The sequence below is a fragment of the Paenibacillus sp. FSL L8-0502 genome (genome assembly GCF_038593055.1).
In the GTDB taxonomy this organism is placed as follows: Bacteria; Bacillota; Bacilli; order Paenibacillales; family Paenibacillaceae; genus Paenibacillus; species Paenibacillus polymyxa_D.
Window position 1 is genome coordinate 4036897 of record NZ_CP151958.1, and the last position, 25853, is coordinate 4062749.

Genomic DNA, 25853 nt, shown 5'->3' on the forward strand with positions numbered 1-25853 from the left:
ATGGGAGGACCTTCTTTACGTCAACTGCATGCTCATCATGCCATTCATCAAGGCGGGCTATCTGGCGCTCTAGATAAGACGAGAGAAGTAGAGGAATTATTGGAAGCGAAAGAATTCCAGGTGGCGCGCCAGGCTGCCGACCACTTGATCGAATATTGGGAAACCCGCATTCTCAGCCATGCTGATGCAGAAGAGGAAGGATTCTATCAGGAGATGGTCGAGAAAAAACCAGAACTGCAGGAGGCTGTCGTTAAACTTACACGAGATCATGATTTGCTCCGAATCATTGTAAAAGAGCTCAAAGCCGGGATCCGTGAAGAAGGGCTTACGCCTGAAGTTCTTCAACAGTTCCACGCGCTTCTGGTTGTCAATGCCATTCATAGTCGGGAAGAAGAACGTTTATTGTTTGAGCAACCGTCATAATCAAGATGTGGCATGACGATTCACATTCTCTATAAAAACGTACCAAAGAAATAGTCCAACGCCTCTTGTGAGTATCCGTCATCTCCTTGCCAGGCTGCTACGGAATAAAAATCATGATTGCCGTGCTGTCGTTTACGAGGCGTGTCCTGTGGGACCAGCAGTCCGGCATATCCCCACACCTCCATGACAACATCACGCTCGTTTTTGCTGGATGGAAACACATCCTTCCAGCGCTTTTCCAATTGACGTGCACTGCTTTGAGCATCACAGTTCTGAACAGCTTCGAGCATGTTATGGAGTATAGCTAGATCCTCATCGGAAACCTGAACATCCTCTTCTTGACTGAACAATTCAAGGTCCATCCAGCAATACAGAAGGTGGTTCAGACGAATACCGCCCCATTTGATTCGTTCAAAATTTAGTACATTCAAATCTTTATTGACGTATTCCTTATCGGACATCAATTTATTAAAATTACAATCCCCACAGCTACTGTAATTGGGCAGGACGACAGGCCGCTCCCCATAGGTGTGCAAAGGAAGCCCTGCGGTTAATGCCCAGCTCGATAAGGCGCTTCGTAAATGAACCTTTTTCGTGGAAAGACTATGCAAAAATGCTGCTGCCACTCGTTCTTTTGTAGCCTTTTGCTGGTGCAGCTCATGCAGCCTGTTTATAATCTCGTTATGTGTAATGGTGATCGGATCGAACATCAAGCCCTTACTTTTGGCATATTCAAAATCCTCACCCGAAAAAGATCCCCGCTCCTGCTTCCAGCCGCTAGAGGACCAGAATGTGTTCATCAGTATTTTTTTCGCCTTTTTATCCACAACACATCTCCCTTACTCATCCAACACCCTCACCTCCAGCACAAAGCGCAGGGTTGTCGTGTATTTTATGTAAGATCACTATTCATCTTTATACTTAAAAGCAATGGCCGTATTTCCCGACCGGGGGTCAAAATAAGAAGAGATTTTCCCCCAGTTCAGTTCATATTCCATATAGGGGTAAGGCTTTGTTTGACGATAGCTTGGCTTTACGGACAAATGTTGCTGTAACAAACGATCATGCTCCCTTTGCCGCTTTCTCTCCCCTTCTTCAGACCAATTATCCCACGAAGTTGGAAATTCATTGCCCTGGAGCGAAATCTCCACGACAACTAGGCTGGTATCCTTAAAGCATACAGACACAAAAAAATGCCGACGCAGCAAAGAAACCTGATCGAAATGATACCAGATATACTCATTTCCTAGCTTTCTTACAGAATGAAAATATTTCGAATACCAGTCGGCCTCTAACAACTGATCTTCCGTTAACGATGAGTAAATCGCACGCTCACCATCGACCTGAATGATTCCCGATTCCCAGTCATTCATTGCTGCCACTCCTTCAGCTATTATGCCAATCTCCTACAGTTGCTCTCTGCCCTTATTTGTCCACATGATTGAAAATGGCCTGCCAGGCCCGATCTAGCACGCGCGTATGTAATTGTTTGGCATAAACAGTTCTAACGATGGCGAGAACGATCACACCCACGAATACAACACTGAGCAAAGTAATAGAGGGAACCCAATAGTCAAACATGGCATTCGCCAGCACTTGCAGCAAATGTCGTTCGGGTTGTAAATATTCCATTGCCGCAACGATGCCTGCTGCCAGCAATATGATCACAGATATGATCATAAGTATTACATTGATTACTTTGTATTTAGCAAGCCCTCGCTGAAAAACGCGAGTTCCCGTATATTGCTCCAGCACGATGATCTGCTTGTGAAAATCATGTTCTACCTGCTCTACAGGCAGATCGTGCTCCTGAATAAATGCATGAGCTTTCTTCAGTTCGGATTGAATAAATAAACTACTCTGGATAGCAGATCCCAGCTGACCTAAAACATTCATATCTTTTCACTCCACTTCAATAGTATCTAACTTACGAGTATATAGGGTTGCCATGCTCTACAAAACGATCGGTTCCAGACTGCTCTCTAAATGAGCCTATTAGTAAAAATCAAAGTAACCCCGCCAGACTCCGTCATTCTGATGCTTGGCAAAATAAAAGCTGCCTCCATCCACAATATTCAATTGGGCTTTGGCATCCGAAGCAATCTGAAATACAAATTCATAGCCCTCGCCAAAGTCAATGCCCGATTGAATAAAGCTGGGATAGCCACCGATTTTGTGAACCGCATATATTTCCTCTACGATGTCCTCAAAATAGTCGGGTTCCTCCTTGTCCATTTGGTTAAGGGCATCGCCGTATTCCTCAGGGATGTCATCACCGTCCCAGACCGGATAATCATTCTCTTTGAGTTCAGGGAACAGCGGAAATGCTTTGATTTGCATAAATGACGGACCAAAATCTTTTTCGACCAAATCCTCTACCGACGTATACTCACGAATACACATATACCCTTCCATGTCCTCATGATCCAGTACATCGGGAGACAGGAAGACTGTCAACAGCTTGATGCTACGCATAGCTTCAGGGACAAAGGGCAAGCCCGGCAAATACAATTGCATGATCGGAGCCATAGCATTCCCCTGTACATCAATGGGTCGTTCCTCCGTTGGCAAAGCCACTGTAACTCTACCAATCCAGCTTTGTTCAAGGGAATCCGACGGTCTACGACCCCCTGTATGAAAAATAGTAGCTTTACGTTTTAGAATCGTTCTTAGCTTTTCAATAGCGTTGCTGGACAACGAAATCACTCCTTTCTAATCTAGAATAGAAACAGAACAACATCCTCGCCTGCTTTAAATCCAAACTCTCTTAGTCGATCTTCCATCTCTTGAATCTGATGTAGATAATCTTCCGGCACAGCTGGCAGACCCTGTTCATTCACTAATGTCCCGCCGAGTCTGGTGCGTGCATATTCGGCACTTTTCCACATCGCCTCAAACACCGTTTGCGGCTGCGCGGTTCGCACCCCATCCATACTAAAAATTAAATCTGCAAAGCGCTCCTCTGCGAGTGTACTCAACCAAAAAAAGCCAGGCTCGGTTCCCGTATGTACGCTAAATAGTTCATCATAACCTCCCGTCCCGTGATGGTGTGCATGGAAAATGTCCATATCTCCCCACTCCATTCCGAGACTCAGCATGACATCCCAGATATCCGCTCCACGGTAAGATTGGCCTTGATCCGCTACTAGCCTAAGCATGACAGCGTGTTCCCTTTCACCTTCCTGATCTGTAAATGCTTTAAGTTTTTCCGCTTTTGCACGTGCATGGGCAGCATCCTCTCGAGGAAGCACATGAACAGTTCCCTTCTCCTGAAAACGCGCTGGCAGTGTGTTCATAAAGTCTGCAACCTTGGCTTCATCCAAACAAACCTGCATCTCTACATTATCGAATATATCTATACAAACACAAATTTTATCAAAATGGCATTCGCCTGCTGGTCTGCGCCCCACACTAGTCCACACCTGTAAATCATGAACATGCCCATACACGATATATCCTTTGAGCAATTGCAAAATATCCTCATCTGACAACGTAAAACCACTAAATTCCACATCAATCAGCCAATAGATATTAGCATCAGGCTCCACTTGATGGATTCCTTTTATGGTCTTGACAGGCTCATGTTCCAACTCCACGGCAAGGATGCTCGATACATCCTCACTCCCATGTTCGGGTAAATTCATGAATCTCTCTCCTAACTAGCTGTTTTCACTTTACAGTTTCCTATAATTCTCAATATATATTAAACTATAAATCACCAAGCACAAAATAGTATAAAAACGGTGCTGGGTTGTTGAACTTAACTTTTTAGAAATTCAAAGCTTCGAAAGGGGAGAACTCATGATGCAAAAACTTTGGCAAAAAGGCAAGGCTCTATCACTGCCTATTATGGTGTCCGCATCGCTGATATCTGGAGCGCTGTCTGTAAGTACACCTGCGGCGAATGCGGCTGCAACCAAGGAATTGCTTCAGCTATCCGGTCAGACTACTTACTATGGAGAGGTCGAGAATGGGCAGCCTAACGGACGTGGTACGATCAAATGGAGCGAATATAAGCAGTATTCGGGTGATTTTGTGAATGGCAAGCGATCAGGTACCGGAAAATATACAAATCAATACACGGATGCAGATGGACAGAATCATAAAGTCGTATACAACGGAACTTGGAGCAATGACACGATGAGCGGCAAGGGTACGCAGACTGAAGAAGTGACGCAAATGGATGAAACCGTACGTTCGAACGAGATCCAAGTAGGTACTTTTCAGAACAATGGATTACAGAACGGCTACCAAGTGATCCACGCCGTGGCCGATCCAGACTACAGCTTCACTTATAAAAATAGCAATGAAATAATAAATATCTTGCACAGTAATCAAGATCTGGTCCAAAGGTGGCAAAAAGGAGACCTCTTCTCCGTAAATTATAAAAATGGCTCTGTCCAAAAGGAATACTCCATGTTCCCTGAAGAGACTGCCACCAAAGAACGCCAAAGACAAGCGTCCATTAAGTATCTCAAAGGAATTACTGCCAAGGTCACTCCTCACTTGCAGCAGTTTGAAAAGCTGTCCAAGCAGATTCCGCTAAAGTAATTAAACCGACGCGAAATATGTATTAGTCTCTACGCAAGAAGGCCTCTCTTTCTAATGGAAAGCTCCATTTGAAAAGAGTGGCTTTTTTCATTTCGTTATGAGTGACTATAAGAACTTCGGATCATACACCTCCTACTATTCTCCCTTATGCACCCTCATGAACTCATACAAATGACTTATTTTTCACTAAAACCCCCTCCTTTTTTTGCTAACCCCCACTGGATTCACTAAAATATAAGTAATTATTTTAATCATCCGAGGTGGACATCATGGCTAAAATTATGGTTCCTCCTGAGAAACTAGAAGCGGTTTCCAGGCAGTTCGCACAGGCACGTGAGCTGGGGGCACAAATTTGCGGACAACTGTCACAGCATATTCAGATGTTGGAAAATAGCTGGGCAGGAACAACACAGCAGCGCTTTTATCAGGATTTTCATAAAGCGCGTGGACAAATGGATGCTTTCACTCAAACTGTCAGTTCTGTCAGCACAGAGCTGCGTTCCATTGCAGTAAAATTTAAGGAAACAGATACCCAAGCAGACACGGGGATTACCAAAGGAGATCACAGCGGACAGATCAGCAACAGCGAAGGGGCAACTTCCGGGAAAAAAGGACCCGATCCAGCAGATATAGCCATTAACAGCCTGTCAGAGGCCAACAAATGGCGCGGGCAACTAGGATTTGCCGGAACAGCGATCTATAGCGGTCTGGCTTCCACACTTGTGCTCACCAAAACAGTAGAATTCAAGAAAAGTCTGAAGAATCCCACTCGAGCGGTTATACATAATGCGGCATGGGTGAAAGGCAAGGGTAACAATGCTTTTATGCGTAATTTGGGCAAAAGCCTAAACCGCCAATTCGCCAAACCCGGTATTGTGATGAAGGGGTTAAAGGGCTTTGATCGATTAGTTGGAAAGCTTCAAATGGGTAAGCTCGGCCTCGGATTCAACAAAGCCAACAGCTTTCCTCAGTGGACACGGAACGTCATCGCCGGGGTGGAAAAAGGACGTTACGGCATAGCCACCCGCCAAATTCCCGGTATGATTGCCAAAAAGCTCTACCCTATTAATGCCACCATGAATATTGTGGGCGAGGGCATCAGTCTGGCTGGAAAATGGAAAAGCGGGAAGCTTACCGGAACGGATGTAGCTGTATCTGCCTCTAACGTAGCGATTAAAACCGCCGCAACTTATGGCGGCGCTGTCGTTTTGGGGTCCATAGGCGGTGCTATCGGTGGTCCGGTCGGCGCAGCCGTCGGGGCATACGTCGGCGGTACAGTGGGAAGCTGGGCAGGCGGAAAAGTCGCCAAATTTGCCGAAAAAGGGATACGCTGGGCCAGCAAATTATTTAAATAATATACACACCTAACAGATGGAGAAGGAGCCTGACTATGGACAAACAAACGGTAATTTTAACGCTTGAAGAGCTAGGCTTTGCCTTGACCGCATTGGGCGCAGAAGATATGGCTTCTGGTCTGCTCCAATCTTATTACGGGGAACTAACCGAAGATCGCTGGGAACTACTTTTTCATGCCGCAACGCATAGCCTGATATCCAAGGGTTTGATGGAACAACGGGATGACGAGCAACAACAGCTCGAATTTGATGCGTTCATTGTTGAAATTTTAGCTCATCTGGTACAAAGTCGTCAGATGCTACGTGGCTTTAAGGAGCAACAAGATAAGCAAAATACGTTAACGATACACCATGGAAATGAACGTTTTCTGTATCATTTCTCCAGTCACAATGAACTCCATTTCTTTCGCTGGTCTTCTCCAGAAGACTGGCATCACGACATTGATCAACTGTTCGGCCTGTCTGCTCCGAACTTCAATGCGCACAGCCGATACGTCGATCTGACCGAAGAACAGTGGAATGAGTTAACCTCATCCAACTTCACCATGCAGCAAATGACAACGTGGAAGCTTCATGAGTCGGCTCAACAAATGATACAAGACTGGCGGGAGGATTTTGATCGTAATCAGTGTAGCCTTGATAATTTGAGCCAAATGGTATACACGGATACGGATGAAAATGGTCCTTCTGTTACAAATCTGCTATTTGTTCTTAAAGGAAAGAATGATGTGTGGATTGTAAGAAATACAGAACTGGATATGCAGGCCACTCCATGTCTGCGAATTGAAAGTGTGACCGAAGCTGACTGGATAGAACGGATAACTTATTTCATTCAGGCGTTTGTTCCCGACGAGGCGGTATTCCGTGGATAAAATTGTATATCGAAGATCTTTGGCATTTTGGAAAGCCATGGGCAGCTTGATGTTTGTGCTTATTTGTCTGTTTTTGCTGCTGCTCATTTTTATCGACGAAGATATCTCAGCTCTACAAATCTTCTTCTTTATTACGTCCGCCATTGTCGGACTTCCTTTTTTCGGTAGCTATCTCGTGGTTTGTTTGAGCAGAACGCTTCGAAAGGATACCTACCTGTTCATCTTTGACGAGCACAGCATTTCAGATGGTATTCGAACTGTCCCGTGGGCTGCAATCACTAAAGTCGAATTCGAAGGGGCCTCCATCCGCAAATGGCTGCGCCCTCGCTTTCCCGCCTTTATTTTTCATCTGAATGACCACAGCACCTGGGAAGTCAGCACCGACTATGTGTTGAACGATATAGAGCTGAACCAAACCGGGAAACAACTTCGAACTCTCATTAACCAGCATGGCAAGTCGAAGAAAAAACGTTCCTGAATAGTGCCATTGAATATATCAAAGCTTGTCTCTATCATATGCGGCCGAATTGGCCGCAGCCAAAAATGGAATACCAAACTGGCTGCGGATAAAGGAGTCTGCCGTCGTAATCAAACCCTTGACGATCTTCCCCTCAATCCTGGTCTCCGCCAGCGCTTCTGTCGCAAAAGCAAGCAGCGCTGGATCGAGCCCACCCGCAGACCCGGTATTAATGACAAGCTCTGGGCTAAAACGCTCAATCAGCAGGGCCGTAGTCGAGGCAGCGTTCGCTTTGCCAATTCCTGATTGCAGCAAAATAACTTCCTTGTATTCCGGCTTATACTTGAAAAACACCCGTCGCTGCGATACGCTGCACCGCCTCCAGCAGCCTTTCCTCACTGTTTACCAGACTGACCCGCACATAAGAAGCTCCTGCACGACCAAAGCCTTCTCCAGGAGCGACCGCAACGTGCGCCCCGTCCAATAAAAAGTCTGCAAAGGAAGCCGATGTATGCCCCTCCGGCACCTTGAACCAGGCAAAAAAAGACCCTTGGGGAGCTGCTACATCCCAGCCAATACCTCGTAACGCTGCAATAAGAACATTACGGCGCCGCTCATATAACTTCGCGAGCTCCTGTACTGGCTCCTGGGTGCCCAGCAATGCGACAGCTCCCGCATCCTGTACCGCGCCAAAAACAGTGCTGTAGGCATGCGTATGATAATGCTTGAGCGCACCAATAACGGACGCATTTCCAACCGCAAATCCGAAGCGCCATCCAGCCATGTTATACGTTTTGGAAGCTGTATACGTCTCGACGCCATACTCCTTGCCGCCGGGGATTTGCAATAAACTAATCGGCTTATGCCCGTCAAATCCAAGAGCACCGTAAGCAAAATCATTCATAACTGGAAACTGATACCGAGCGGCATAATCCAGCGTCTTCGTCAGAAAATCTGCAGTAGCTACGGCTCCAGTCGGATTGTTCGGATAATTAATCATAAGCAATTTGACCTGCTCTGCGATTTCCTCTGGCACGGTTGTATAATCAGGCAAGAAACCAAGCTTCTCATCAAGCGGAATCGTATGAATATGGGCTCTTGCCAGCGCAGCAGCGGAATAATATTGGGGATATGCCGGATCGGTGGTCAATAACCAATCACCGGGATTCAGCAGCGCCTGTGGAATCCCCATTACGCCTATGGCTGAGCCGTTGAATATGGCAATCTCCCGGTCAGGATCCAGCTCCACCTGATACTCCCGTTTATAGAACGCGGCGACAGCCTCCAGCGTGCTTTTTTTTCCATGAAAAGGCGGATAGCCCTGATTGATCGGTTGATCAACCGCTTCCTTCAAAGCGCTGATAATATGCGCCGGTGTTGGCTGATCCGGGTTGCCGGCTGCCAGATTAATTACATCTATTCCTTTACTTTTATACAGATTCACTTTGTCATCTATTGCGCTAAAATAGTTGTCAGGCAGAGCCTTGACGAAATCAGAGGATGAAAAAATCACGTTCATATCCACCTTCTATCCATAAGATACAGGCTGACAACGTCAGCCCGCAGAAGATAATGCCCCATATTATTTGAAATAGCTTGGCAACTTGTAGCCTTCATAATCAGGGTTCGAATGGATGTACTTTTGGAATTCATCTGAATGATATCCTTCAATAATGTCTTTGACGAAGGGCTTATCCTTGTTCTTGCTGTCCACAGCGACCACGTTCGTGAACGGATCTGTCATATTTTCAAGCTTTAATGCCGAGGTCAGCTTTATTCCATTCGATACAGCAAAGTTCCCTTGTATAGCCGCAAAATCAACATCCTTCAGTACACGTGGCCCCTGTGCCGGATCGGTAGCAACAAATTGCAGATGATGCGGATTAGAGGTGATGTCGTTCACCGAGGTTTGCAATGGATCGATATTGTCCTTTAACGTAATCCAGCCTACTTCCTTCAAAATATTCAGCGCACGCAGCATATTGACTGGCTCGTTGGGCAGGTTGATTTGGGCTCCATCGCCGATTTCGTCAAGGCTGGTATGCTTGCTGGAGTACAATCCCATTGGAGGAGTGGGGACCTGTACAGCACCAATCAGATCAATATTCTCCCGCTTATTCATAGAATCCAGGTAAAGCGAATGCTGAAACACATTAGCATCAATATCCCCCTTAGCCACGGCTACATTGGGCTGAACACCGTCTGTAAACTCTTTATATGTAATCTTATATCCTTTCTTCTCCAAATATGGAGCCACACCATTCTTAAACTGATCGCTATATGGACCAGGATTAAAGCTGATATGCAGTGTTTTCTTTTCTTCACCCGCAGCATTGCCCGACGTATTCTTGCTGCCGCAGCCTGAAATAAAAAGCACGACTGCTCCCAACAGCAATATAAATGAAATCCATGGTTTCTTCATTTGATGTCTCCCCCTGCTCCTTGATATCATCTACTTTTGGTGAGTTAAAATGTTTACAGTCGCTCAAAATACCAAGTAATTTGATGAGTTTTATAGATATTACAATGATTTTTTATTCACTGTCAACAACATTTAATTACGCATCTTCTGCATAGCAAAAAAAGGGGCACAACTGGAGATCACCTTGAAAGCAAAACACTTCACATGTTTGTAATATTATTCCGTTTCAATTATACCCCCCATGGGTATAATTGAATATGAAAATAAAACCCTAAAGGAGCTATTAAATATGAGAATGCAATGGGCTTTGCTCGCTGGTACAGTCATGATGATTTTGAGTGGGTGCGGGAACAGTAACGCGCCGAACCAGGAGCATACGGCAAACAGCAGTCAACAGCACGACACATCGGAGATGAACCATTCCACTTCCAGTGAGCTTCCTGTCGGATTAAAAGAAGCTGAAAATCCAGCCTTCAAAGTTGGTAGTCAAGCGACTATACGAGCTGACCATATGGCCGGCATGAATGGGGCTACGGCCACGATTGCGGGTGCTTATACGACTACTGCTTATACAGTCTCCTATACACCAACCACTGGAGGAGAAAAAGTGAATAATCATAAGTGGGTTATTCATGAAGAGATTAAGGATGCAAGTAGTGAGCCCTATGCACCGGGCACAGAGGTTATCCTTGCAGCAGATCATATGAAGGGGATGGATGGGGCTAAGGCTACCATTGATTCCGCCGAGCCAACGACCGTATATATGGTAGACTATACGCCGACTACAGGGGGAGAGCCTGTCAAAAATCATAAATGGGTGACGGAGAGTGAGCTTTCAGCCCATTAGAACTCTTTCATCACAGGTCGCTTGTGATAACAAAAGGGAGCCTGGCATCGGCTCCCTTTAACGGCTTTATTTGAGTTTGGACAAACCTACTTCGCTAAATTCAGCTTGGCCTCCTTGATATCATACAAAGTCCCTTCGTTGGAATCTACAAGCTTTTTCATTTGTTTGTTGGCTAGTCCATTTGCAGGCACGATTGCATTAAAAATAACATCATTTTTCTGTAATTGCTCGTTGATCTCATCCACAGAAAAACGGGCTTTACCCAGGGCTGTATTCTTATCATGAACTGGTGCATCTGTAATGAATATGATTGTTTTGGAATTAGAATTTTTGGGAAATTTACTTATAGCTAACTGAATAGCCTCTAATCCCGATTCCTTCAAATCCCCGCCAGCGGAAGGGCGCAGCATATTCAAGTTACCTTTTAACTTATTTTTATCGGTCGTAAACTCCAAAAATTCTAAATCTTTATCTGCCTTCAGATTGATATCCCGAAATGCTACGACAGCAAAATGAGAACCTGCTGGAACGGAATCAACAAAGCCTTTCACCTTATGTCTCACATAATCCAGCGTCCCTGTCATACTACTCGTAACATCTATGACGAACACAATATCCGTAGATTTGGAGAAGGTGGTGGATATCTTTTTCAGAATCGTTGGATTGGATTGTGATGAGGAAGCATCTTCATTTTCCTCCATTAATTGTTCACTTTCGCTGGTTGTCAAAACCTGCGGTGGAGCAAGGAAAATCACAACGCTCTGAGCAGCAATATTCCACTTTACCTTCGCACCCAGCGCCTCACTAACAAAGCGAATAGGAACCATTACTTTGCCGTTAATGAGTCTTGGCGCCGCATTGAGACGCACTAATTTTCCGTTGATATAGGCATCCCTGGAGCCTACAGTTAACTTGATCGTTGTATTTCCTTTGGTTGCAGTAACGGTCTTGGTAGCTCCATCCCACTTCACTTTCGCCCCAAGCGCCTCAAAAACGGCACGAAATGGCACCAGCATAATTCCGCTAATAGAGGTCGCAGGCTGCTCATATTGTTGCAATTTACCGTCTATAAACACCTCAACCTGCTGAGCCTTGTTATTATTTATAGGAACAAATTGGGGTACAGACGCTGCCGAATTTCCCGACTGATCGATCATTTTGATATAAAAGTAATATCCACCTGTAGATAAATTCAGGTTACTCAAAGGGTAGCTAAACGTTGTTTCCGGATCGAACTGAATCCGTTTAATTAATTGAGCATCCGCATTTTTGACCATAACATATGAAGTGTACGTGGGTTGAATATTTTTCATCTTCAAACGAACTGAAAATGATGTACTTGAAGAGTTGATTGTAAATGTACCCGGAAAATTTTCTCCAGATGGGATAGACAAAGGGATTTCCGGTGACTCATCAACCGCTTGGTCCACTTTAGGCTCCTCGATCGGCTGGGTTACTTGCGGTTCAATTACTTTCGGTTCATCCACAGGTTGAGCAACTTTGGGTTCACTGGGAGTGGGAATCTCTTTTATATGGGTCTCCACCTCAGGCTGCGTTACTTTCGGCTCCTCCGCAAGTGGAGTTACTGTAGATTCATCGACTGACTGCACAGTCCCTTTCATAGTTATAGCTATAGGAAGTTCTATATGATTTTCTGATCCTGGCCCAGGTGCTGGTCGTGAATCCGCAATCGTAATTGTGGAGTTGGCATAATCGATCGTAAAGTCACCAGAAGGAATTTCAATGTTGTTGCTATACAGACGAATTGGTGTATCAGGCTTAATCGTAAACGGGAGATCAAATTTAAACACTCTGTTTACTCCATTACCATCATCAAGAATAAGCTTAAGCTTATCTCCATCTTTGAATACTGTCGAATTGGCAGCCTGAACACTTTCTGTGCACAAAGTGATCAACCCTACAAATATCGTTAAAAACGAAAGTAGGAACATCATTTTTTTGAGCTTCATTCTTATTTCCCCTTTTAAATCTATATTCTTGTCGGTAAATCATAGCATAGGGTTAGATGAAGTTCATTCCATCTGATTACAGTTATGGATATAGGAACTCACTTTTTCCATCATTCGCGCTCTGTTCAATGTTCATATGTATCTTCTTGGTCCGCTTCTTCAACGTGGCATACGTAATATAGCCGCCTTCAGTGCTTTAGTCCCTTCTTCGCTTTTCAAATAATCCGACGGTGTTTCGTTGCCGAGTGCGGGGACTTTTCGATCCATCCAAATCAGCAAATACTCCCCCATATCGGGCAGCAGCACAATCTGAATCTCCTTGGGAATTTTACTTTTGGCCACTTTTGCTCTTATAGCCGGATCTACCTGTGCATACCGCTCCTGATAGACCTGAACCATGTTGGCCCAGTTCTCCGGCTTAAACTCTTTCAAATATATGTCTCTCATCTACGAACCCTCCTTAGGGCCTCAGACAACGCTTTTCATGCTGGAGCAACCATTCTTTTCTCCATAGCCCTCCTGCATAGCCCGTTAGTTTCTGATTGGAACCGATAATTCGGTGACATGGAATCACAATGCTCAGCTTATTTTTTCCATTAGCACTGCCTACGGCTCGGATCGCTTTTTCATTTCCAATAGCAAGAGCAATATCTTTATAAGCTGTTGTTTTACCGTACCCCACGGACACCAGAGCATTCCATACTTTTTGCTGAAAATCCGTACCTTCAAAGGCATAAGGAAACGTAAACTCAAAGCGCTCACCTTTAAAATACTCGTCAAGCTGGGTAGTGCATTCCGCTAATACTTGGATTGGAACCTCTTCTATAGCCCTCGTTAAGGGCTCATTCCGATTAGAGAACATAATAGAATAGACAGCCTCATTTGTGCCCTGTATCTCTACCTCTCCAATCGGCGATACATACTTCATTACGTATAGTTCGCTCATAAAAGGATACAACCTCCTTCCTTTTCTATTCCCTACTCAACTTTCTATACTCACTAGGAGAACAATGGTTCAAGCTACGAAACGCCTTATAGAAATGGGAGGGACTTTGGAAGCCCGTCTCATAGCAAATCTCAAGATTCGTAAGATTTGTACTTTTAAGAAGATAGGCTGCCTTATCTACTCTTATTTTTTCCAAATACGTGCGCGGGGTTTCGGCGGTTTCCTGTTTAAAGATCCGATCCAAGTAAAAGGAGCTTATTCCGATATGGTCCGCAATATCCTGCAATACAAGCTTTTCCTTGTAATGATTAACCAAAAAGGTTACCACATTCTGCACAAGTCTGATATACGGCGAATGGTCTGTATGGGGCTGGCATCTTTTGCAAGCACGAAAACCCGCCTTTTCCACTTTGTCCAAATCAAAGTAAAACTCCACATTTATTTTCTTCGGCTTTTTGGATCGACAGGAAGGTCGGCAGTATATGCGGGTTGTTTTCACAGCGGTAAAAAACAACCCGTCATACTTACGATCACACGCTATAATTTTCTCCCACATTTCTTCAAAAGAAAGACTAAGGTTAGCCATGATCGAATGCTCCGTCCTTTCTATAGTTCATATTCATCTAGCTCAAGGATTTTGCAAAATCCTCATATAAATGTGATGTATCTTGTAGCTCTATCAACTGTTCTGCATTCTTTTGCAAAGCAACTATTATCTTATCAGAAAATGCATTTCCAAAGCTAAACCGTTTAACTCCTAACTGCTGAAGCTGGTGGACATTCGTCAGACCCGGCAGGGATAAAACATTAAGCGGAGCATGTATATTAAACACAACTTCCCTGATCTCTTCATCACGCTTTAATCCTGGAACAAAAATTCCGCTCGCACCACTATCCTCATACGCTTTGGCCCGCTCTATGGTCTCTGAAAGTGGAGTATTCATCTGCAAATATGTATCCGTTCTTGCGTTTATAAAAAACGCTTGAAACCCACGCACATCCAAGGCCGCTCTAATTTTGGACAATAGGTTACTGTGCAGACCCACTTCTCGAAGTCCCTTTTGCATTTTCAAAGAATCCTCAATATTAATCCCTGCAACTCCCACATCGGCTACCCTTAAAACATGCTCAACAATCGTTGCCGTGTCCTCTCCATATCCTGCTTCAATATCTGCCGACACTGGAATCTGAACATGCTCAACAATCGTCCGAATAATACTTACGTGCTGGTCAAAATCAATAAGCTCTCCATCTGAAAATCCAAGCGTATTGGCAATCCCCCAACTCGTCGTACCTATCGCCTTAAAACCTGCTTTCTCCAGAGCCACCGCAGATAGCAGATCCCAGGCGTTCCCTAAAAATAAAAGTTCCTCTAATGTGTGAAGTGCATGAAACTGCTGGATTTTGTTCATAAATATAGCCTCCTGATATGTGATGTAACTCATTTTATCAAGAGGCTATCTTTGTTTCGTCCTCATTCTTGCACTTATGGTCAGTAGGAATCTAGGAACAACTTGGTCCATTTATTCACATATAAATCATAATTTTTGAAAAAAACGGTTATTTAAGCTCTATTCAATCCTATGCTTCTTATCTATACTCTTGCTAAATCCATTCGAGTTAGATGAAAATCTACGCTTTTAGCCTTTCACAATTACATTTTATAGGAGGAGTTATATGTATAAAATAAAGTTCCTTATGATCTTGCTAAGCTTTACTGTAGTCGCTTCTTTCTCTAGCTTGTCCGGCTCTTCACCTAGCAAGGCTTTTGCTGAAGAGAATGGGACTCCGGTGCAGAAAACGATCGATTTAAATGAGGGCTTCGACAACTCAAATGAAGCTAGTATACAGCCATTATCCCTTACCAGCGAAGAAGCTACTAGCCAAGCAGCGGTTACAGCTATTGACCATAATGCTAATTTCTCACCCTCAACACTTCAGTTCCTGAAGGCTAATACAGGACTCGACGGTGAGCAGTGGGATAACATTATGAAGCTAGTGAACAAACCAGAGCAAGATTCTTTGAAATGGACTGAATTCTATGGCTATGCTGAAGATATCGGCGATAATCGTGGGTACACCATTGGTATCTTTGGAGCAACAACAGGCGGTTCAAATGATACGGGACCAGATGGCCCGTACTTATTTAAAGCTTTTGATGCTGCTAGTGGAGCTAGCAACCCTTCCATTGCAGGTGGATTAACACGTGCTGGTCTAAAGGGGAAGATGAATGGTTCGATTCTAAAGCTCAGCGATAGCGATAGTGTAATCAAGAAGAAGATCAACGCTCTCCAAAACAATGAAGCTTGGAGAGAAGCCATGTGGCGTACGTTCTATGACACCTATATCGAATATAGTGTACAGCAAGCACATAAACGCGGATTTAATACTGCTCTAACGATTGGATCATTTGTCGACACAGCACTCAATCAAGGCGCTACTGGTGATTCAGGTAGTCTTGAAGGAATCCTCTCACGTTCAGGCAGTAGTACGAATGAGAAGAATTTCATGACTAGCTTCTATGCTAAGCGTACATTGGTTGTCGATACCAACGATTATAACCAACCTCCCAATGGTAAGAATCGTGTGAAACAATGGAGTTCTCTCTTAGCTTCTGGCGAAACAGATCTTAAGAACGCAGATGCAGCCGTGATCAAAGCAACGAATTGGGAACTGAAGTAAATACAATATACGTCATTAGGAGGGCATATCGTATGTCCTCCTTTATTTATTTTCATAAATATTGAGTTGGTGTTGACTACTAACAAGGTCCCATTTTCCCAAACAGTTCCTCTCATCATTCAAATATGTGGGTCGCGTGTGCAAATAGAGAGACTGTCCCAAAAGCCCGAAAGTTGCAAGCTCCTGAAACAGTCTTGTAAAATGGTTATGAAGTCGAAATAAGGCCGTTAGATGATTCGGTAGCCAGATGGAAGTCTACCGCTACTGCGGATATTACGGATTTGTTGCAACGTCAAACGTTGATTGGTAGAGATAATAGATTCCACATCATTCCCACGAATCAGATCATCCAGGTCGGCGATGCTGCGATTGCCTCTAAACACACGGAAGTTACCTCTAAACCGCGTGCCTGTAAAGAGTACCAGTGTAGCATTGCTGCTGGTAGAAAAGAAACGCAGACTTTCGATGCCGTCGAGAATGTTATCGGTATTACGAATGCCTAGGTTTCCTCTGAATACTCTCCTGGAACCCCGAAAATTTTCTTCGTTGTAAACTGTAAGTCGTGGATACGTTTGAGATACATATGCTTTGTTGTCCATGTTGTAATTCCTCCTTTCAACTTATCTTATGCCTCACCATCCGATTGGCGCGGGCCTCGCAGCATCCATCTAAAAATGGTTATGTGATTGAATAGAGCGATGCAGACTTGAAAAAGGAACATATGTTCTGTATAATCTAGCTTAGCAATTTGGAAAATCCTGAACTAACGGAGATGCGGACATGGACGATAAATTTATTGAGGAACTACGTGAAATTAGCAGAAACGACAAGCGAAGATCCGAATTTCTTATTAAGGGTATGAAGGAAACACTTCAGGAAAGAAAAGAAAAAAACTTTATCGAAAGATGGATTTGGCGACAAAAAAATAAGAAGCGTATAGCGCGGAAGTTTAAATCCTAGTAGATATAACAACCGAATCTTCATAGCTTCATAGCACTTTACAAGTGCTTAGGTCACAGCTCATTAGGAGGCAGAGTCATCATTGAGCAACTAGTCCCAAACGACGATATATTAAATCAAAATCTATTTTTGGCTGATGAAGTTCGATACCATTTGATCCATCGAATTTGTGAGTCAGAAGGATCAACATGCCTCAAAACGTCCGATAAAAATATGGTCTTTGCTCAATCACCCGGACATAAGGCCTGGTTATGGATCTCACAACAAATCACAGATAATCATAAATTGACCTATATAGGAGAACTCTTACGTTATTTAAAAGGAACCACCCTATCAGGTGTATGTGGTGATGCCGAAACAGCCGAGAAGTTCGCAAATGCTTACGCACAACGTCGTCATGCTGCTCAGGTACATACCCATATGGTCATGGAATCTTATTTCTGTCCTAAATATAAAAAGCCCTCGGGCGTTGAGGGAATGATCCGACAATCCATCCCAGAGGATGTACAATTAGTTGCCCAGTTTCTAGCTGGTTTTTCAGAAGAAGCTTTAGGTAGTTTTATTGATCCGGTTAGTCAAATATCGGTTGCGGAGAAGACCATCGGGACAGGAAATTTGTATCTTTGGATTGTAAATAACATGCCTGTGTCCATGGCTAATATTGCTCACCGCTCGCCGAGACATGCTCGCATTAATGCTGTGTATACCCCGCCTAATTTACGAAAGAAAGGTTTTGCCAGCGGAATGGTATCCGAGCTATGTTCGATTTTGGAAAATGAGCATTTAGTACCCATGCTATATGCAGATTTAAAAAATTCGGTTTCCAATCAAGTTTATAAAAATATCGGCTTTAAGGAAGCCGGCAAAATCACTGATATTACGTTTGAATAAGTCCTCCTACTGCAAGAGAGCATATTATTGTTCATTCAAAATCAAAGAAGACCACAATGTCACCTTCATCACTGGGCCTCCTTTTCACTTATCTATAAGCTTTACTCCGTAACACCCAATTCCGTGTGGACTGAGGATCTTCGTGAAAGTAAATATACAGCCACAATAGCTACAACGACCCCTGCTGCTCCAAACCAGGTGATGGAAGCCAGCGAAACCTGACCTACAACTACACCACCGATCCCGGCTCCGGCCGCCATGGCAAGCTGCATCGTAGACTGATTGAGACTCAGCATCACACCGGAAGATTCAGGCACAAGAGTGACCAAGTTATATTGTTGAGTAGGTCCAGTTGTCCAGGCAGCGAACGACCAAAGGATCAATAAAGCAAATACTGCGATCAGGGAATGAGCGGCGACAGGAAGTAAAAGCAAGGAAAAGACATGCAACACCATGCCCCCGAATAATGTAAAGGAAATACCCTTTTTATCTGCGCTGTATCCACCGATTTTCGACCCGATCAGGCTGGCAATCCCGAAGGCAAGTAATACTGAGCTTAGCATATTATCCCCTACACCTGATACATTCAGCAAGTACGGTGAAATGTAAGTATACGCGAGGAAATATCCCCCTCCCCAAAAGAAGGTAATCGCCAATCCCAAAGCAACTTCAGGCTTCTTCAGAAGAGCAAATTGCTGTAGTAAGGGAATCGGTTGATCTCCTTTTAAGCGAGGGATTGTCATAGCGATAACGATCAAAGCAATAATCGCTGTCAAAGCGATGCCGAGAAATACGGTTTTCCAGCCATATGCAGAAGATATCATTCTTCCAAGCGGCACCCCGATAATCAGCGAGGCTGTAAAACCCATAGTAACTGTAGCAATAGAACTGGCCTGCTTGCCGGCTGGAGCAATCTTCGCAGCAATGCTCAGTGCTGTAACCACAACCATCCCCGCCCCGAGGGCCATAAGAATACGTGCGGCGATAAACATTCCAAAACCCGGCAGAATAAAGGAGAGGGCATTAGCTACTGCAAATAATCCGAGCGAACTCAGGAGCAGCTTGCGTCTGTCCCATTTAGCGGTTACTGCCATCAGAATCGGCGTGCCAATCGCGTAAGCAAGAGAAAAGACTGTAATCAACTGTCCCGCTGCGGACACCGTAATCCCCATGGTTGTCGCAATCTGATCCAAAATGCCTGAGATAATGTATTCGGATGTGCCTACCAAAAAACTAACAATGGCCAAAATATACACTTTCCACGTGCTCTGCATTTTTAAATAACGCCTCTTTTCTTATATTGTTTTTATATTTTTACAAATATCGAAATTAAGACTAAAAAAAATTATGTCATCAGGAACGGGGCATATTTCTGCGCTGCTTCCACATCCAAGCTGTAATAGATAAACGTCCCCTCTTTACGGTATGTGAGCAGCCCCGACTCTGCCATTTGCTTCAGATGATGCGATAGCGTTGAAATAGCTACACTGTTCAGCTTCTCGCCCAGCACAGAGCAGCATTGGCCACTTTCCTCTTTTAGCAGAAGTGCTATCTTGAGACGAGTTGGTTCTCCAAGTGCTTTATATATTTTTACAGCTTGTTGCATTTCCGTTGTATCTTTCACCCTGTTCGGCTCCCTTCTGTTTCAGTCTTAATTTCGATGTTTGTCGAAATAAAGTTATCACAAACATTTGTAAAAGTAAACCCGTTTATTATAAAGGTACAGCTTTTTTACACTCTGAGGTGTGAATGATGGTCTTTCTCATCCGATAAATAATCCCCCATCCATAAAGGATGGAGGAAAAAAAACTGAGTATAGAGGGAGAAACGTCGTGGATGCCATGGCGTTAATTCAGGCTTGCCGTGGGTCTGACAATAATTTCATTAACATCTACATCCGCTGGCTGCTCCATGGCATACAGAATGGAACGGGCTATGGCATCAGGCGAAATCGAAATACGACGATACTCTTTCATTCCTTGCCGGGCCTCTTCATCTGAAATACTGTCAGCAAGCTCAGATTCGGTTACTCCCGGCGATACCAACGTCACGCGAATATCTCCCCCCACCTCCAAGCGCAATCCTTCAGAGATCGCCCGAACCGCATACTTCGTAGCGCAATACACCGCTGCAGTCGGGGTTACACTATACGCGCCAATAGAGGCGATATTGATAAACTGACCAAATCCTTGCTTTTTCATAATCGGAAGCCCTGCCGCAATCCCATGCAGAACGCCTCGTATATTTACATCAATCATGCGATCCCATTCCTCTACCTTCAGGGCCTCTAATTTTGAAAGAGGCATCACTCCCGCATTGTTCAAAATGACATCCACACGCCCAAATGTTTTTTCCGCGTAGTTAATGAACGCTTCCATCTGGTCCCTCTTCGTCACATCCAGTTGCTGATAATCAGCCGATCCACCTTTAGAACGAATCTCGGATGTCAGAGCCTCCAGTCGCTCTGTGCGTCTGGCCCCTAATATCACATGAGCCCCATGGCGAGCAAGTAAACGGGCAGTAGCTTCACCGATCCCACTGCTTGCCCCCGTAATAGCTACGACTTTCCCTTTAATATCCAACATGCTTATTCCTCCTCTAGTTTAAAATGTCACTGAAAAAAGATAAAATAGATTACTTTTTCTCTTCCCTGTAAAAAACCATCCCTGCATGATACAAGACATCATCTTTAAATTCGCCATCTGCCGTAAATCCGGTGTCGTCCACATACTCGATATAGTCATCTTCTACGATGATATAGCTGCCTGTGTAGGCACTTTTCCTCTGACCCCGTGCTTCATCATAACGGCCATTAGGCAAGAGTTCGTGACGGATATTTCCGTCTTCAGTTACCCACATCCCTATACAGGGATGCTGCGAAGCGTGTACACTTTTTTCCGCTTTGTTACTCTCCATGACTCCCACTCCTTTGCACTTCTATTTTTTTCTCAATTGCTCATTAGGTGTTGTATCTGCATCTTATTATGAGAGGAATGTCCATCGGGCTGGTAGAAGAATCAGAGCAAATTATTGCCTAATCCTCCAAAGACCCTTAATATGTAATAAACTACTGAAAATGAAAACGGGCTACGTTGAAAGAAGGGATGTGTCAAGATGGGGGCAACCAAAATAGAGGGTTCTACCATGGAAAAACAAGCCGAATTGGCAAGGCTTATAGAACGATTTTCAAATCAGGACGGAGTTCTCACTACAGCCATACCTTCGCTTCACTTCGTCCGAAGTTCAAATACAACCGTTCCGGTACATCAAGTCCATGAACCTGCCTTATGTATTGTGGCACAAGGCAGAAAAGTCGTGATGCTCGCAGAGGAAAGCTACCATTACGGCACATCCGACTACCTTGTTGTGTCGGTGGATTTGCCGATCTCGGGGCAGGTCATCCAAGCGTCATCAGAAGCTCCTTATTTGTGCCTCCGGCTCAATTTTGGTCCGCATCAGGTTTTGGACCTGATCAAGGAATCTGCTTTTCCCACAAGCCCCATGCCTGATTCCAGACGAGGCTTGTATGTAAGTCAAACCAACTCTCTACTGCTGGATGCCGTGGTAAGGCTAGTGCATCTTTTGGAAAACCCGCAAGATGTTCCGGTGCTTGCTCCATTAGTCATTCGTGAGATACTGTATAGGATTTTACAGGGGAATCAGGGGGAATCCTTAAAACAACTGGTCATGACCGGTAGCCATTCCAACCGAATTGCAGAAGTCATAAAGCGGATTAAGCAGGATTATGATAAGCCGTTGCGTATTGAAGAATTGTCCAAACTAGCGAATATGAGTCCTTCGTCACTACATCGACATTTTAAAGAGGTTACGGCTATGAGCCCCATGCAATATCAAAAACAATTACGTCTACAAGAGTCCCGCCGCCTGTTGTTATCCGAATCAGCGGATGCGGCAGATGTCGGTTTTCAGGTAGGTTACGAGAGTCCCTCACAATTCAGCCGCGAATACTCCCGTTTGTTCGGCCTGCCTCCAATTAGTGACATCAAACGCTTGCGCTCGGATCAAGATCACCCGACCACTTGAACACGTTGTTAGATGAACACAAGAAACCAATGGTCCTACTAACGCTTATCCCAATCATAGATGGCAGGATGTAAAAAACAGCACAAACAGCCGCTCTTCCGGTAGAGACGCGGCTGTTCAATATTTCCTCTATGCATGCATCAATACGGATTATCCAGCTTGACGAACAAAGCTCGAATGACATCCTTCTCTGCCGTAGTAAGCTTTTGTCCTGCCTGCCATTGTTGAATCTCTTTCTTGACTTCCTTGAGTTCTCTATAGCTGAGAGCATACCCGATGCTTCCTATACCTTGTGTGCGGTTGGTTTTATCCATATTTGCCAATGCTCGAGTCATCGCAGTTCTGTCTCTTGTAAACAAATCTCCCATAAGGGCAGCATAGCTTTCGCTTAAAGCTCCATCCAATCCTTCAGAAGCTCGGATCACATTTGGAAAACTTTTCGATGGAATAAAAGCTCGCTGCCTATACAAATATTCGATAATTTCCAGGCTTTGATGTTCATTGTTTTCGTTCATCTTTCCCCATTGGATTCCTGCTAAATGGTCCGTTATATGACGTACTTTTGCTTCATCACTGAGGGAAGAATCCTTATAAAAGGACAGCACAAGCTCCTCTTTACTTTGCTGGGTATGCTGCGTATCGGCTGCAATTTGCTTGGACTCCCCATGGTTTGCTCCGGACGGCGCCACAGTTTCAGCATCTTGTCCCACTGGATGGGGAGTACACCCTATGGTTACAGCCATCATTAGTGCAGTACAAGTTGCAAAAACGAACCCATTACCTTTTAACATGAATCCACTCTCCTGTCTGAGCAAACAATGGTCGTTATAATTGCCCAAAATCCATTCCTATCTTGCTACGCCTGCAACCGTTCATCCATCTAACAATAGGAAGATCCCATCTAAACTTCTACACGTCACGTCCCACCGTAGGCTTACGGATCACAGAAACGCTCGATTCCCTCACGATCAGACGAGGCTCGAATTGCACACGCTCATAATCCCCAGGTGTCTGTTCCTGAATCCGCTTGAGCAGCAGCTCCGCAGCCAACCGTGCCACCTCTTCCCCCATGATGGAAACTGAGCTGATCTGAGGAGTCGTTACCATAGCCCACAGATTGTTATCAATACCAACTACAGCAACCTCATCCGGCACTTTTACGCCCAAATCCTTAAATCGATTGACGATCCCTATCGCCACCATATCATTAACCGCATAAATAGCATCCGGCATATGTTTCAAGCTGTAAAAATAATCGGCAGCACGCAGCCCTGTCTCAAAGGAGAAATCATCGCCAAAATAAACGAGTGAAGGGTCCACATGCTGGAGAGACTGCTCATAAGCAAAGTATCTTTCCTCGATTTTGTCCTTCGCAGCACCTGCATAGGCAATTCTTGTTCTGCCGATTTTAAGCAAATGCTCCATCACGAGTCTTCCCTCTTGCCGGGCCAGACTGACGATATCCGCTTTGACATCTTCGCCCAGCTTCTTGCCATAGTTAATAATGGACACGGGAACGCTAGCTTTGTTAATCAGATCTACCAACATTTTCGGATACGCCAGCGGCATAATGATGAGCCCGTCGACATGCAGCTTCTTGACCTCACGAACTGTTTCAAGCTCCATTCTGGCATTCCCGGCGGTATTGATTTGCACGACACGGTAACCATGCTGCTTGGCGGCCTGCTCTACGGACCAAGCGATTTCCGGAATAATCGCGTTACGAATGTCCGGCACGGCCAGCGCGATTTGTCGTGTCTGACGCACTTTCAAGCTCTGAGCCGAGGTGTTGGGCGTAAACCCCATCTCTTCAATCACTTGCAAAATCAAGGCTTTCGTTCTCGGGCTGATGCCCTCACTATCGTTAATAGCTCTGGAGACAGTCGCAATACCGACTCCTGCCCGCTTGGCTACATCCTCTATGGTTACTTTCTTTTGATCTGTCACGCCCAAAATCCTTTCAAGAACGGAATCGTTTTCTGACTTTCTAAAATAAAGTCTTAATACTGATATTATACCACAGAATAAGTGTCTAAAAATTGAAGCCGTTTTCTTCTTGTCTTTGCTTCAACTGAAAAATCCACAAAATCTCTTTGTATAAAAGTAACGAGCCAAATATAGCACTGCAGTCACAAGTGATTATATTCACAAAAAAATCAAGTGCTTTTTGTATGAATTTGGTTTGACAATGTGTAAAATTTGTGACATATTATTTTTCGGAAACGTTTCCTAATTCATTCACTTTTATAGAGGCAATGATCATATATTCTTCAAGGAGATGACAAACATGCAAGCATTGAGATGGCATGGAGTAAAAGACTTACGATTGGAAAACATTGAGCAGCCCGCCGCTCTGGCAGGAAAAGTAAAAATCAAAGTAGAATGGTGTGGCATTTGCGGAAGTGATCTTCACGAATATGTAGCAGGACCAATCTTTATTCCCCAAGATGCTCAGCATCCATTGACTGGCGAAAAAGCACCGATCGTAATGGGACATGAATTCTCCGGACAAGTCGTCGAAATCGGCGAAGGTGTAACCAAGATTCAGGTTGGCGACCGTGTCGTTGTAGAACCGGTTTTTGCATGTGGAGAATGTGATGCATGTAAACAAGGCAAATATAATCTTTGCGATAAAATGGGCTTCCTCGGTCTGGCAGGCGGCGGCGGTGGATTTTCTGAATATGTCGCAGCTGACGAGCACATGGTTCACAAAATTCCAGAAAGCGTATCTTTCGAGCAAGGCGCATTGGTAGAGCCTTCGGCCGTTGCTTTGTATGCTGTTCGTCAAAGCCAACTGAAAGTCGGCGATAAAGCTGTAGTATTTGGTGCTGGTCCTATCGGATTGCTGGTTATTGAAGCGTTGAAAGCTTCGGGCGCATCTGAGATTTATGCAGTAGAGCTTTCTGAGGAGCGTAAAGCTAAAGCTGAAGAGTTGGGTGCTATTGTGCTTGATCCTAAGACTTATGATGTGGTGCAAGAGCTGCACAAACGGACCAACGGTGGCGTAGATGTAGCCTATGAAGTCACTGGAGTACCTCCTGTGCTGACTCAAGCTATTGAATCTACTAAAATCAGCGGACAAATCATGATCGTCAGCATTTTTGAAAAAGAAGCTCCGATCAAGCCTAACAATATTGTCATGAAGGAACGCAATCTGACGGGTATTATCGGCTACCGTGATGTATTCCCGGCTGTTATCAGCCTGATGGAAAAAGGTTATTTCCCTGCCGACAAGTTGGTTACCAAACGCATTAAGCTCGAAGAAGTGATTGAGCAAGGTTTTGAAGGACTCCTGAAAGAGAAAAATCAGGTTAAAATCCTGGTATCTCCGCAAGCCTAATTTAGAAAATAAACCAGATGTCTGCTCTATGCAGGCATCTTTTATTATAAAACCGGATTGCACGGCAAGAGTCCATACGGAATTAAAAAAACG

General features: G+C 44.4%; 29 protein-coding genes and 1 pseudogene. 10 read left to right on the plus strand and 20 right to left on the minus strand.

Annotated elements, in window-relative coordinates:
- Entirely contained in the window at positions 1-423 is a 423-nt protein-coding gene (locus NSQ57_RS17530) for a hemerythrin domain-containing protein (protein ID WP_029515522.1), read from the plus strand.
- Between the two features lie 29 nt (positions 424-452).
- Here NSQ57_RS17530 and NSQ57_RS17535 read toward each other — a convergent pair whose 3' ends face one another.
- From NSQ57_RS17535 to NSQ57_RS17555, 5 genes are all read right to left on the minus strand, one after another.
- Positions 453-1250, minus strand: a complete 798-nt coding sequence (locus NSQ57_RS17535; protein ID WP_069010496.1) for a hypothetical protein — start codon at positions 1248-1250, stop codon at positions 453-455.
- Positions 1251-1328: 78 nt separating this feature from the next.
- A complete protein-coding gene (locus tag NSQ57_RS17540; protein WP_341039751.1) occupies positions 1329-1796 on the minus strand; it encodes a hypothetical protein in 468 nt (155 codons plus the stop codon).
- A 52-nt stretch (positions 1797-1848) separates the two neighbouring features.
- Complete coding sequence (locus NSQ57_RS17545) at positions 1849-2319, minus strand: DUF6097 family protein (protein WP_039274393.1); 471 nt, start codon at positions 2317-2319, stop codon at positions 1849-1851.
- 99 nt (positions 2320-2418) lie between these two features.
- Positions 2419-3120 (minus strand): DUF1963 domain-containing protein, encoded by a 702-nt coding sequence (locus NSQ57_RS17550; RefSeq protein WP_165149720.1) that lies wholly within the window; start codon positions 3118-3120, stop codon positions 2419-2421.
- Positions 3121-3140: 20 nt separating this feature from the next.
- Complete coding sequence (locus NSQ57_RS17555; RefSeq protein ID WP_341039753.1) at positions 3141-4067, minus strand: cell division protein ZipA C-terminal FtsZ-binding domain-containing protein; 927 nt, start codon at positions 4065-4067, stop codon at positions 3141-3143.
- Between the two features lie 160 nt (positions 4068-4227).
- Here NSQ57_RS17555 and NSQ57_RS17560 point away from each other — a divergent pair, with 160 nt between their 5' ends.
- The 4 genes from NSQ57_RS17560 to NSQ57_RS17575 all read left to right on the plus strand — a co-directional run bounded on the left by NSQ57_RS17560 (position 4228) and on the right by NSQ57_RS17575 (position 7679).
- Complete coding sequence (locus tag NSQ57_RS17560) at positions 4228-4974, plus strand: hypothetical protein (RefSeq protein ID WP_341039755.1); 747 nt, start codon at positions 4228-4230, stop codon at positions 4972-4974.
- A 269-nt stretch (positions 4975-5243) separates the two neighbouring features.
- Positions 5244-6329 carry a WXG100 family type VII secretion target gene (locus NSQ57_RS17565; RefSeq protein ID WP_341039756.1) on the plus strand — a complete coding sequence of 362 codons (1086 nt, stop codon included), beginning with the start codon at positions 5244-5246 and terminating at the stop codon, positions 6327-6329.
- A 35-nt stretch (positions 6330-6364) separates the two neighbouring features.
- Positions 6365-7201 carry a hypothetical protein gene (locus NSQ57_RS17570; RefSeq protein ID WP_341039757.1) on the plus strand — a complete coding sequence of 279 codons (837 nt, stop codon included), beginning with the start codon at positions 6365-6367 and terminating at the stop codon, positions 7199-7201.
- Positions 7194-7679 (plus strand): DUF5381 family protein, encoded by a 486-nt coding sequence (locus NSQ57_RS17575; RefSeq protein ID WP_069010490.1) that lies wholly within the window; start codon positions 7194-7196, stop codon positions 7677-7679. The genes NSQ57_RS17570 and NSQ57_RS17575 overlap by 8 nt, the downstream gene beginning before the upstream one ends.
- A 174-nt stretch (positions 7680-7853) precedes the next feature.
- Here NSQ57_RS17575 and NSQ57_RS17580 read toward each other — a convergent pair.
- The 3 genes and pseudogenes from NSQ57_RS17580 to NSQ57_RS17590 all read right to left on the minus strand — a co-directional run.
- Positions 7854-8012, minus strand: a pseudogene (locus NSQ57_RS17580) (5'-methylthioadenosine/S-adenosylhomocysteine nucleosidase); the annotation flags it as partial.
- A complete protein-coding gene (locus NSQ57_RS17585) occupies positions 7996-9171 on the minus strand; it encodes an aminotransferase class I/II-fold pyridoxal phosphate-dependent enzyme (RefSeq protein WP_341039758.1) in 1176 nt (391 codons plus the stop codon). The pseudogene NSQ57_RS17580 and the gene NSQ57_RS17585, both read right to left, overlap by 17 nt.
- 69 nt (positions 9172-9240) lie before the next feature.
- Positions 9241-10080, minus strand: a complete 840-nt coding sequence (locus NSQ57_RS17590; protein WP_341039759.1) for a MetQ/NlpA family ABC transporter substrate-binding protein — start codon at positions 10078-10080, stop codon at positions 9241-9243.
- A gap of 289 nt (positions 10081-10369) precedes the next feature.
- On the opposite strand from NSQ57_RS17590, the gene NSQ57_RS17595 reads away from it, so the two are divergent.
- Positions 10370-10927, plus strand: coding sequence for a YdhK family protein (locus tag NSQ57_RS17595; protein WP_342425086.1), 558 nt, complete (start codon positions 10370-10372; stop codon positions 10925-10927).
- A gap of 86 nt (positions 10928-11013) precedes the next feature.
- Here the strand turns inward: NSQ57_RS17595 and NSQ57_RS17600 are convergent, their stop codons facing one another.
- From NSQ57_RS17600 to NSQ57_RS17620, 5 genes are all read right to left on the minus strand, one after another.
- Entirely contained in the window at positions 11014-12897 is a 1884-nt protein-coding gene (locus NSQ57_RS17600) for a stalk domain-containing protein (protein WP_342425087.1), read from the minus strand.
- 159 nt (positions 12898-13056) lie between these two features.
- Positions 13057-13344 carry an antitoxin Xre/MbcA/ParS toxin-binding domain-containing protein gene (locus NSQ57_RS17605; protein WP_039274373.1) on the minus strand — a complete coding sequence of 96 codons (288 nt, stop codon included), beginning with the start codon at positions 13342-13344 and terminating at the stop codon, positions 13057-13059.
- A 13-nt stretch (positions 13345-13357) separates the two neighbouring features.
- On the minus strand, positions 13358-13843 hold the full coding sequence (locus tag NSQ57_RS17610; RefSeq protein ID WP_049816894.1) for a methylated-DNA--[protein]-cysteine S-methyltransferase: 486 nt from the start codon (positions 13841-13843) through the stop codon (positions 13358-13360).
- A gap of 25 nt (positions 13844-13868) precedes the next feature.
- Entirely contained in the window at positions 13869-14429 is a 561-nt protein-coding gene (locus tag NSQ57_RS17615; protein ID WP_039274368.1) for an Ada metal-binding domain-containing protein, read from the minus strand.
- A 37-nt stretch (positions 14430-14466) separates the two neighbouring features.
- Positions 14467-15255, minus strand: coding sequence for an isocitrate lyase/phosphoenolpyruvate mutase family protein (locus NSQ57_RS17620; RefSeq protein ID WP_342425088.1), 789 nt, complete (start codon positions 15253-15255; stop codon positions 14467-14469).
- A 265-nt stretch (positions 15256-15520) separates the two neighbouring features.
- Here NSQ57_RS17620 and NSQ57_RS17625 point away from each other — a divergent pair, with 265 nt between their 5' ends.
- Entirely contained in the window at positions 15521-16525 is a 1005-nt protein-coding gene (locus NSQ57_RS17625; protein ID WP_342425089.1) for a chitosanase, read from the plus strand.
- A 227-nt stretch (positions 16526-16752) separates the two neighbouring features.
- Here the strand turns inward: NSQ57_RS17625 and NSQ57_RS17630 are convergent, their stop codons facing one another.
- Complete coding sequence (locus tag NSQ57_RS17630; RefSeq protein ID WP_029515541.1) at positions 16753-17124, minus strand: hypothetical protein; 372 nt, start codon at positions 17122-17124, stop codon at positions 16753-16755.
- Positions 17125-17638: 514 nt separating this feature from the next.
- Here NSQ57_RS17630 and NSQ57_RS17635 point away from each other — a divergent pair.
- A complete protein-coding gene (locus NSQ57_RS17635) occupies positions 17639-18376 on the plus strand; it encodes a GNAT family N-acetyltransferase (RefSeq protein ID WP_342425090.1) in 738 nt (245 codons plus the stop codon).
- Between the two features lie 101 nt (positions 18377-18477).
- On the opposite strand, the gene NSQ57_RS17640 is transcribed toward NSQ57_RS17635, so the two are convergent.
- The 4 genes from NSQ57_RS17640 to NSQ57_RS17655 all read right to left on the minus strand — a co-directional run bounded on the left by NSQ57_RS17640 (position 18478) and on the right by NSQ57_RS17655 (position 21292).
- Positions 18478-19650, minus strand: coding sequence for an MFS transporter (locus tag NSQ57_RS17640; protein WP_342425091.1), 1173 nt, complete (start codon positions 19648-19650; stop codon positions 18478-18480).
- A gap of 71 nt (positions 19651-19721) precedes the next feature.
- The gene (locus NSQ57_RS17645; protein ID WP_029515545.1) at positions 19722-20000 is read right to left on the minus strand and encodes a metalloregulator ArsR/SmtB family transcription factor; all 279 of its coding nucleotides are present in this window, start codon (positions 19998-20000) and stop codon (positions 19722-19724) included.
- Positions 20001-20223: 223 nt separating this feature from the next.
- Entirely contained in the window at positions 20224-20961 is a 738-nt protein-coding gene (locus tag NSQ57_RS17650; RefSeq protein ID WP_340886129.1) for an SDR family oxidoreductase, read from the minus strand.
- Between the two features lie 49 nt (positions 20962-21010).
- A complete protein-coding gene (locus tag NSQ57_RS17655; protein WP_340932842.1) occupies positions 21011-21292 on the minus strand; it encodes an Atu4866 domain-containing protein in 282 nt (93 codons plus the stop codon).
- Between the two features lie 198 nt (positions 21293-21490).
- Here NSQ57_RS17655 and NSQ57_RS17660 point away from each other — a divergent pair, with 198 nt between their 5' ends.
- The gene (locus tag NSQ57_RS17660) at positions 21491-22420 is read left to right on the plus strand and encodes an AraC family transcriptional regulator (RefSeq protein ID WP_342425092.1); all 930 of its coding nucleotides are present in this window, start codon (positions 21491-21493) and stop codon (positions 22418-22420) included.
- A 140-nt stretch (positions 22421-22560) separates the two neighbouring features.
- Here NSQ57_RS17660 and NSQ57_RS17665 read toward each other — a convergent pair whose 3' ends face one another.
- Both NSQ57_RS17665 and NSQ57_RS17670 read right to left on the minus strand, forming a co-directional pair.
- Positions 22561-23211: a hypothetical protein gene (locus NSQ57_RS17665; RefSeq protein WP_342425093.1), complete on the minus strand. Its 651-nt coding sequence runs from the start codon at positions 23209-23211 to the stop codon at positions 22561-22563.
- 118 nt (positions 23212-23329) lie between these two features.
- A complete protein-coding gene (locus NSQ57_RS17670) occupies positions 23330-24367 on the minus strand; it encodes a LacI family DNA-binding transcriptional regulator (RefSeq protein WP_039274347.1) in 1038 nt (345 codons plus the stop codon).
- A gap of 340 nt (positions 24368-24707) precedes the next feature.
- On the opposite strand from NSQ57_RS17670, the gene NSQ57_RS17675 reads away from it, so the two are divergent.
- Positions 24708-25760, plus strand: a complete 1053-nt coding sequence (locus tag NSQ57_RS17675; protein WP_029515549.1) for a 2,3-butanediol dehydrogenase — start codon at positions 24708-24710, stop codon at positions 25758-25760.
- Positions 25761-25853: the final 93 nt, after the last annotated feature.

Coding starts and splice junctions, on each gene's coding strand:
- NSQ57_RS17530 (WP_029515522.1), top strand. CDS start 1: ATGGGAGGACCTTCTTTACGTCAACTGCATGCTCATCATGCCATTCAT.
- NSQ57_RS17540 (WP_341039751.1), bottom strand. CDS start 1,796: ATGAATGACTGGGAATCGGGAATCATTCAGGTCGATGGTGAGCGTGCG.
- NSQ57_RS17545 (WP_039274393.1), bottom strand. CDS start 2,319: ATGAATGTTTTAGGTCAGCTGGGATCTGCTATCCAGAGTAGTTTATTT.
- NSQ57_RS17555 (WP_341039753.1), bottom strand. CDS start 4,067: ATGAATTTACCCGAACATGGGAGTGAGGATGTATCGAGCATCCTTGCC.
- NSQ57_RS17560 (WP_341039755.1), top strand. CDS start 4,228: ATGCAAAAACTTTGGCAAAAAGGCAAGGCTCTATCACTGCCTATTATG.
- NSQ57_RS17565 (WP_341039756.1), top strand. CDS start 5,244: ATGGCTAAAATTATGGTTCCTCCTGAGAAACTAGAAGCGGTTTCCAGG.
- NSQ57_RS17570 (WP_341039757.1), top strand. CDS start 6,365: ATGGACAAACAAACGGTAATTTTAACGCTTGAAGAGCTAGGCTTTGCC.
- NSQ57_RS17590 (WP_341039759.1), bottom strand. CDS start 10,080: ATGAAGAAACCATGGATTTCATTTATATTGCTGTTGGGAGCAGTCGTG.
- NSQ57_RS17595 (WP_342425086.1), top strand. CDS start 10,370: ATGAGAATGCAATGGGCTTTGCTCGCTGGTACAGTCATGATGATTTTG.
- NSQ57_RS17600 (WP_342425087.1), bottom strand. CDS start 12,897: ATGAAGCTCAAAAAAATGATGTTCCTACTTTCGTTTTTAACGATATTT.
- NSQ57_RS17605 (WP_039274373.1), bottom strand. CDS start 13,344: ATGAGAGACATATATTTGAAAGAGTTTAAGCCGGAGAACTGGGCCAAC.
- NSQ57_RS17610 (WP_049816894.1), bottom strand. CDS start 13,843: ATGAGCGAACTATACGTAATGAAGTATGTATCGCCGATTGGAGAGGTA.
- NSQ57_RS17615 (WP_039274368.1), bottom strand. CDS start 14,429: ATGGCTAACCTTAGTCTTTCTTTTGAAGAAATGTGGGAGAAAATTATA.
- NSQ57_RS17620 (WP_342425088.1), bottom strand. CDS start 15,255: ATGAACAAAATCCAGCAGTTTCATGCACTTCACACATTAGAGGAACTT.
- NSQ57_RS17625 (WP_342425089.1), top strand. CDS start 15,521: ATGTATAAAATAAAGTTCCTTATGATCTTGCTAAGCTTTACTGTAGTC.
- NSQ57_RS17630 (WP_029515541.1), bottom strand. CDS start 17,124: ATGGACAACAAAGCATATGTATCTCAAACGTATCCACGACTTACAGTT.
- NSQ57_RS17640 (WP_342425091.1), bottom strand. CDS start 19,650: ATGCAGAGCACGTGGAAAGTGTATATTTTGGCCATTGTTAGTTTTTTG.
- NSQ57_RS17650 (WP_340886129.1), bottom strand. CDS start 20,961: ATGTTGGATATTAAAGGGAAAGTCGTAGCTATTACGGGGGCAAGCAGT.
- NSQ57_RS17655 (WP_340932842.1), bottom strand. CDS start 21,292: ATGGAGAGTAACAAAGCGGAAAAAAGTGTACACGCTTCGCAGCATCCC.
- NSQ57_RS17660 (WP_342425092.1), top strand. CDS start 21,491: ATGGGGGCAACCAAAATAGAGGGTTCTACCATGGAAAAACAAGCCGAA.
- NSQ57_RS17665 (WP_342425093.1), bottom strand. CDS start 23,211: ATGTTAAAAGGTAATGGGTTCGTTTTTGCAACTTGTACTGCACTAATG.
- NSQ57_RS17675 (WP_029515549.1), top strand. CDS start 24,708: ATGCAAGCATTGAGATGGCATGGAGTAAAAGACTTACGATTGGAAAAC.